Source organism: Huintestinicola sp. (assembly GCF_051882455.1).
Classification (GTDB): domain Bacteria; phylum Bacillota; class Clostridia; order Oscillospirales; family Ruminococcaceae; genus Huintestinicola.
In genome coordinates, this window is sequence record NZ_JBJERV010000072.1 from 1 (window position 1) to 7,166 (window position 7,166).

Annotated in this window: 9 protein-coding genes and 2 tRNA genes; 5 read left to right on the forward strand and 6 right to left on the reverse strand. The window is 45.3% G+C overall.

Going from position 1 to position 7,166, the window contains the following annotated elements:
• Positions 1-4: 4 nt before the first annotated feature.
• Positions 5-319: a 50S ribosomal protein L21 gene (gene rplU / locus ACI4J0_RS09550; protein WP_439765581.1), complete on the reverse strand. Its 315-nt coding sequence runs from the start codon at positions 317-319 to the stop codon at positions 5-7.
• Between the two features lie 335 nt (positions 320-654).
• Between rplU and ACI4J0_RS09555 the strand changes: the two genes are divergently transcribed.
• The gene (locus tag ACI4J0_RS09555; protein WP_439765582.1) at positions 655-2,160 is read left to right on the forward strand and encodes a DinB/UmuC family translesion DNA polymerase; all 1,506 of its coding nucleotides are present in this window, start codon (positions 655-657) and stop codon (positions 2,158-2,160) included.
• Between the two features lie 12 nt (positions 2,161-2,172).
• Positions 2,173-2,607 carry a hypothetical protein gene (locus ACI4J0_RS09560; protein WP_439765583.1) on the forward strand — a complete coding sequence of 145 codons (435 nt, stop codon included), beginning with the start codon at positions 2,173-2,175 and terminating at the stop codon, positions 2,605-2,607.
• 5 nt (positions 2,608-2,612) lie between these two features.
• Here the strand turns inward: ACI4J0_RS09560 and ACI4J0_RS09565 are convergent, their stop codons facing one another.
• The gene (locus ACI4J0_RS09565; protein WP_439765584.1) at positions 2,613-3,464 is read right to left on the reverse strand and encodes a patatin-like phospholipase family protein; all 852 of its coding nucleotides are present in this window, start codon (positions 3,462-3,464) and stop codon (positions 2,613-2,615) included.
• A gap of 327 nt (positions 3,465-3,791) precedes the next feature.
• Here ACI4J0_RS09565 and ACI4J0_RS09570 point away from each other — a divergent pair, with 327 nt between their 5' ends.
• The 3 genes from ACI4J0_RS09570 (at position 3,792) to ACI4J0_RS09580 (ending at position 4,672) form a co-directional block, all read left to right on the forward strand.
• Entirely contained in the window at positions 3,792-4,331 is a 540-nt protein-coding gene (locus ACI4J0_RS09570; protein ID WP_439765585.1) for a hypothetical protein, read from the forward strand.
• 155 nt (positions 4,332-4,486) lie between these two features.
• Positions 4,487-4,563 (forward strand) — tRNA-Met (locus ACI4J0_RS09575).
• A gap of 34 nt (positions 4,564-4,597) precedes the next feature.
• Positions 4,598-4,672, forward strand: a tRNA-Glu gene (locus ACI4J0_RS09580).
• Positions 4,673-4,787: 115 nt separating this feature from the next.
• Here the strand turns inward: ACI4J0_RS09580 and ACI4J0_RS09585 are convergent.
• The 4 genes from ACI4J0_RS09585 to ACI4J0_RS09600 all read right to left on the reverse strand — a co-directional run bounded on the left by ACI4J0_RS09585 (position 4,788) and on the right by ACI4J0_RS09600 (position 7,091).
• Complete coding sequence (locus ACI4J0_RS09585; RefSeq protein ID WP_439765586.1) at positions 4,788-5,975, reverse strand: tyrosine-type recombinase/integrase; 1,188 nt, start codon at positions 5,973-5,975, stop codon at positions 4,788-4,790.
• 130 nt (positions 5,976-6,105) lie between these two features.
• Positions 6,106-6,396, reverse strand: coding sequence for a helix-turn-helix domain-containing protein (locus ACI4J0_RS09590; protein WP_439765587.1), 291 nt, complete (start codon positions 6,394-6,396; stop codon positions 6,106-6,108).
• Positions 6,397-6,414: 18 nt separating this feature from the next.
• On the reverse strand, positions 6,415-6,747 hold the full coding sequence (locus ACI4J0_RS09595; protein ID WP_439765588.1) for a plasmid mobilization protein: 333 nt from the start codon (positions 6,745-6,747) through the stop codon (positions 6,415-6,417).
• A complete protein-coding gene (locus ACI4J0_RS09600) occupies positions 6,744-7,091 on the reverse strand; it encodes a plasmid mobilization protein (protein WP_439765589.1) in 348 nt (115 codons plus the stop codon). The genes ACI4J0_RS09595 and ACI4J0_RS09600 overlap by 4 nt, the downstream gene beginning before the upstream one ends.
• Between the last annotated feature and the right edge of the window lie 75 nt (positions 7,092-7,166).

Here is a 7,166-nt window from a genome sequence, read left to right on the forward strand (position 1 = left end):
TTTATCATGCCTTGATAGCGTCGATTCTTACCTTAGTGTAGGGCTGTCTGTGACCCTGCTTCTTGTGAGAAGAGCCCTTCTTTGCCTTGTAGGTGAAAACAGTGATCTTCTTGGACTTGCCATTCTTGATGACCTTAGCCTCAACTGCTGCGCCTGCTACGTAGGGTGCGCCTACGGTGAGGGAGCTGTCGTTGTTTACGGCGATGACCTTGTCAAAAGTCACGGTCTCGTCAGCGTTTGCCTCGAGCTTCTCGATGAAGATCTCATCGCCCTCCTTGACCTGATACTGCTTTCCGCCTGTTTCGATAATAGCGTACATTTTCGGCACCTGCCTTTTCCTTAAAACTCGCTGTTACAGGCGGATATCTCCGCTTTATGCGGAATATCGCTTGTCTGCCCGTTCCATGCGGCAGAATTTATTATATCACATTCTTTTCCTTTTGTCAAGGCTTTTTTCAATATTTTTCGTTATTTACGGGAGTTTTCGGAATAATATTATTTCTGCACGAAAATCTGCCTTGAAGTTGTAAAATGTAACAAAAGTTCTATGTTATTTTTGGAACATTTTTTCTACTAATTACCATTGCAAAATGTTTGTTTTGGGTGTATAATATAAAAAAGAGAACATTTAATTCGTTTGGAAGGGTGATAGCTATGACGCACAGAACATATATTGCAATAGACCTTAAATCCTTCTATGCTTCGGTGGAGTGCGTCGAAAGAGGGCTTGACCCCCTGAACGCAAACCTGGTGGTGGCTGATGTGAGCCGCACGGAAAAGACTATATGCCTTGCGGTGTCACCGTCTCTTAAAAAGTACGGCATATCGGGCAGGGCAAGGCTTTTTGAGGTCACGGAGGCTGTGAGGCAGATAAATTTCGGACGGCGCGCCAATGCCCCCGGTCACACGTTTACCGGAAAATCAAGCGACGCAAAGGCGCTGGAAAGTGACCCGTCCCTTGAGCTTGATTTCATTGCCGCTCCGCCTCAGATGGCTCGCTATATGGACATAAGCACGAAAATTTACGGCATATATCTGAAATACATCGCCCCCGAGGATATGCACGTTTATTCCATTGACGAGGTGTTTATGGACGTTACCGATTATCTGGCGACTTACAGAATGACCGCCCGTGAGCTGGCGTCAATGATAATAAAAGATGTTCTTGACACAACGGGCATTACCGCTACGGCGGGGATAGGGACAAATCTGTATCTTTGCAAGGTGGCTATGGATATTGTGGCAAAGCACATTCCTGCCGATGAAAAGGGAGTACGCATTGCTGAGCTTGACGAAATGTCGTACCGCAGGCTGCTGTGGGGACACCGTCCTCTTACGGATTTCTGGCGTGTGGGTCCGGGTATCGCAAAGAAGCTGGAGCATTATTATATCTGCACCATGGGTGATATTGCGCGTTATTCCATAGAGAATGAGGAGCTGCTGTACAGGCTTTTCGGCAAGAATACCGAGCTGCTCATTGACCATGCATGGGGATATGAGCCCTGCACCATTGCGGATATCAAGGCATACAAGCCTTCTGCCAAGAGCATATCATCGGGGCAGGTACTGCAGTTTCCTCATGACTGTGAGCAGACCAGGCTCATTATAAAGGAAATGGCGGATATGCTTGCTCTGGACCTTGTGGAAAAGCGTCTTGCCTCAAATCAGATAGGTCTTACCATCGGCTATGATACACAAAATCTCAGGGACAGCGGCATAAGTCAGAGCTACAGCGGCGAGATAAAGACCGACCATTACGGCAGAAAGGTCCCCAAGGGCGTAAACAGCACCATAAATCTTGAACGCTACACCTCGTCGGCTCGGCTCATCACCGAAGCGGCAATGAAGCTTTTTGACAGGATAACAGACAAGAACCTGCTTGTCCGCAGGGTGACTATCGGCGCAAACAAGGTCATAAGCGAGAGCGATATACCATATGAACAGGCAGCGGAGCAGCTTGACCTTTTTACCGACTGTTTCGCGTTGTCCGAGCAGAGAAAGCGTGAGGACAGGGCGCTTATGCGCGAGAAAAATATGCAGACCGCCATTCTTGCCATAAAAAACAGATACGGCAAAAATGCCATTGTGAAGGGTATGAATCTGCAGCAGGGCGCAACGGCTATGGAGCGCAACAGGCAGATAGGCGGCCACAGAGCGTAAGGAGGGTCCGGATTGTACGGCAGCAACCATAAATATGACGATATTCTTATGCTTTCCCGTCCCATATCCGAGAAGCATATGCCTATGCCGAGACCTGACAGGGCGGCGCAGTTTTCGTCCTTTGCCGCCCTGTCAGGATATGATGAAGCGGTAGGGGAGACCGCAAGGCTTACGGACGGCCGCATTGAAATTGACGAGGACAGAGCCGCCGAGCTTAACGACAAGCTGAACATTTTGCGGGATAATCTTTACGAGCGTCCCGAAATAGCAGTGACATATTTTGTTCCCGACAGCAAAAAATCTGGAGGGAAATATGTGACATTCAGAGGCAATGCACGGGCTATTGACGAGTATGAAAGAACTATTATTTTTGTAAAGGGCGGACGTATTCCCCTTGATGATATTCTTACGCTGGGCGGAGATATTTACAAAGACCTTGCTTATTAAGTGCATCATACCTTCTGCTTTTCTTCCATAAAATCTCTGATCTTTTCGGCGTTTTCACAGCCTGCTTTATATCCCGTTTTCCAGTAACGCTCAAGCTCGGAGATGTCGCTCTGAAAGCTTACAAGTTTTTCGGAAGGACGGAAAACAAGGGCTTTGCCGCGTTTTTCAAGCTCTTTGCAAATCTCAAGCTGACGGTTATATATCTTGTGACGGATAAGGAGAGCTTTTTCCATATTAGGGAATTTCCTTTTGATAACGCCGCTCATGATCACATTGCCGGCGCCGCATTTTTTTACAAAGCCTTCAGGCTGGGTGAGAATTATGACCGCTTTATCGCAGCCGTCCTTAAAGGCGCGGCTCACGCAGATAGGGGAGGCAAGCCCCCCGTCGTAATATTTATTCCCGTCTATTTCAATAGGAGGGAAATACCCGGGAATGGCACAGGAGGCGCGGAGGGTCAGCCATTTGTCCGAGTCCGCAAGTCCGTCCAGACATTCAAGCTTTCCCGTTTCGGCATTGGTCACGCCCACGAGAAAGCGTCCCGTATAGCGGTGGTATTCCTCGTAATCAAAAGGAACAAGGCTGTTGGGTATCTCATCGTAAACAAAATCAAGTCCGAAAAGACTGCGGCATTTTTTATAATTTCCAAGTCCCATATAACGGGGGTCGCCGCGGTATTTGCGGAGTATCTCGATATTTCGTCCGAACTGCTTTGAAACGTAGGAGGCGGCGTTGGAAATCCCTGCGGACACCCCGACTATGTAGGGGAACTCTATATTTTTTTCGATGAGAGCGTCCATAAATCCTGCGGAGAACATTCCGCGGAAGGTCCCGCCCTCAAGCACAAGTCCTGTCATTTTTCTGCAAGTCCTTTCTTTTGGGATATACTTATTTTAACAGATTTTACGGGGATTGTCAAATTTTGTTTATAAGAACCTGTCTTTACAAGCATATACGCACGTCTTTTCGGCAAATTTTGCCTTGTCTTAGACAAAATTATGCTCGAAAATCCGCACACATTTCTTGTGAAGACAGGTTCTAACAGATATGCTATTGCTGCAGCGCACGATACAGGCAATGCAGATCACAGGAAAATTTTTACATTAAAATAATTTACAGTACATAATCCTATTGTAAATGTATGGTATTCTATAATATATAATTTGTGTGAAGGGGTCAGACGTATGCAGGGACCTGAGGAGTTTTGCCGTAAAATTGATATGAAACTCAGAAGAAGCGTTATTTCCACTTTTGCCGTGCTTTTCGCTGTTGTTTGCGGAGCTGCGGTGCTTATGTACAAATTTGCTCCCATTGACGATTTTATGGTGGATATGTTCATGGACGGCAGCGTTGGCAAAGGAAGCGGCGGAGATTTTTTGATGGCTATGGTGCAGTCTGACAGCAGCGGTACATTTTCCGTAACAGGCTCTGACCTTTCCGACGGCATTTTTACTGCGGTCATATGCGGCGAAAACAGAAGTGCAGAGGATATGGTCCTGACTCCCGCCGATATTATTGTTTATTCCACAGATGTTCTGAGCGGCGGACAGCCCGGTTTATGCAGGACGAATATGACTGAAAATGTTGTTATTCCTGCAGGCTTATCGGTTGAATTTTCTGTTTCCGCAGATGTTCCGGAGGGCTTTTCTTATGAGGAATGCAAGGTTTCGGTGATCATTTCAGCGGAAAGCTGCGGCAAAAAATACGGGCTTATGCTTAACTGAATTGTTGATTATCACTTTATGCTTTATGATATCTCACGAATCAATTGTGCAGTATCAACAAAAATTATTTTTAGCAAAAAAAAGGCTTGACTTTTTATGCTGAGTGGTGTATAATAAATAAGTCGCTTGAAGCTTTAGGCTTTAAGACTGAATATGGCGGTATAGCTCAGCTGGCTAGAGCACTTGGTTCATACCCAGGGGGTCGTAGGTTCAAGTCCCACTGCCGCTACCATTTTAAAAGCTGTCGTTCTTCGGCAGCTTTATCAGGCCCGTTGGTCAAGAGGTTAAGACGACGCCCTTTCACGGCGTAATCATGGGTTCAATTCCCGTACGGGTCACCAGTTCACTTGCTCGCAAACAACGTAGGTACGATGTTTGCGAGTTTTCTTTTTGTCTGAAAAATGGGCTTGTCCGCTGTTTGTCCGCTATTCGCTATTTTCTGTCCGAGCATACGCATTACGCTGTATGCTCTTTATTTTTATTGAGGAATCCGAATGCTTCGTCCATAGCCTCGGATACTCTTGCCTGTGCGGTCTGGAACTGATGGCAATATACGTTCAAAGTCGTTCCCGAGTTGCAATGTCCTAACGCACCCGAAACGGTGGTAACGTCAAGTCCTGCGGAGATAAGGGAAGATGCCGCAAAGTGGCGAAAGCTGTGAATACCATAAAAGGGCAGATCGTTCTTTTCGCAGAACTCTTTAAGCCAGCCATAAGGAGTCTGATTATTCATCTCCTCACCGTTCCACTTGGTGAACAGCCTGTCCGTTTCAACCCACTTATCACCCAGACGGAGTGCTTCTGCATCCTGCTCATCTTTAAGCTCACGAAGAATATCCATAATAAAGGGTGAGATCTTCAAGGTGCGCTGCGAACGCTTGGTCTTGGTAGTATCGGTGTAAGTTCCACGCTCGGCGGTGTAGTTGGAGGTGCGGCGGACGCTGATGATATTATTCTCGAAATCAATGTCCTTCCATTCAAGTCCCAACATCTCGCTGCGACGAAAACCGCTGTACGCAATAAGGAAAAAGAATGCCTTGTACTTGACAGGCTCGCCCATAATTCTTGTGAGCAGCAGCTCCATTTCTTCCTGAGAATAGATCTGCTTTTCCTTGACCTCTCCCTTAGGAATAACCACCTTGCTGCAGGGATTGTCGGAGATAAGCTCCATTCTCACAGCATAGCTGAATACGTCGGAAATAAAGCTGAGATTGTGACGTATTGTTTTCGGAGCAAGGGGCTTGCCTGTCTTTTCGTTTGCACCCTCTTTCGCAAGAGAGTTCACAAACGCCTGGAGCTGACGAACGGTTATCTTGTCGATACGAAGATGACCTATCGCAGGATAAACTCGATGCCTGAGCTGGAGCATACGCTCATATGTGGTACTGCGGAGATTGGGTTTTGCATATTCCTCAAACCATTCCTCTGACAGTTCCTCAAACTTGACCGCAGAAGCCTTATATCCATGCATACAAGCTTCCTCGAACATGACCGCCTGACGGTTAAGCTCCTTATCAATCTGCCGCTGCGTCATACCCGGTTCGGGTTTCCAGGTCATTGCCTGTTCCTTGTGATTTCCTTTTGTATCATAACCTGTGGAAACTCTTATCTGATAAGAATCCCCTCTTTTTCTGATAGTAGCCATAAGATTTATTCTCCTTAAATAAACATAGATTTTATGACATACTCCTGTATATTTATATTGTAACACTTTACTACCATAAAGTCAAGTATGTAATCAGAAATATGTCGGCATATAATGCTCATATTTTTGTTTATGATGTGATTCCCAGATATTCCAAAAGCGCCGCTTTGCTGATAAGTATTTTCCCACGCTTACCCTTGCCTGTTCGGATATACGGAATCTTCTCCTGCGCCACAAGCTGACGAATCGTATGCTCCGATAATCCTGTTACCGCTTCGGCGCACTCTTTGATCGTCAACATCTCAACGTGACTTTCGGGATTTTTCGCAGCAGATGATTTCTGCTGATTATCATTATCATCAACAAGCTGTGACAACAGCGCAACTATCTGCGCAATAATTTCGGTTTTGTTTTTCTCCATAAGTTTTCTCCATTTCTCTCAGAGCAACACATTGGGTCTGAGCTTTTTTATTTCTTTTTCGAATGTCTTGCTTATGTTCAAAAATCTGTCCTGCATATTTTTTATCTCAGGCAGATATTCGGATTTTTCTGTTTCTGCAATTTTTCTTATCTGTTCAAGAGAGTCACCGCAGTAACGAAACGCTCTTGTGATTTTTCTCAGTTCATAAAGATCATACCTTTTCATATTTCCCTGAATTGCAATTTTGCGAATTAATCTTCCCTCGGACATTTTCAGATATGCAGCTTTTCTGCTGACAGCCTCATATTCACTTTTTGAAAATCTCAGATGACGCACGATATTTCTGCTCATGGAATTTCTCCCTCCCCAACAATTTCAGGAGTCGGAATACGGAACTTTTCTGTGTAACTTTCAAGAAAGTCAAGCTGTGTATTCAGCGCATTGATGTTTTTGGAACTGATTGTTCTGTGAGTGTTTATCTCTTTGGCAATAGCATTCATCTCGTTTCCCACCATTCTAAAACTTATCAAATTGTCATGAAGTGACAAAAGGTCATACCGGAGGATTTCGCCGTTCACAGCCATTCGGCGTATGTATTCGCAGACGCTTACATTGGATTTTTCCGCTTTTCTTCTGAGAATATCATCTTCCTTTTCGCTTAATCTGATATGCTTTTCTATATATCTTTTAGCCATAAATATTGCTATCTCCTTCCTAAATCAGGGGGCTGGGGATGTGCCTCAGAAACGATTTTGTGGGATACAAAATCT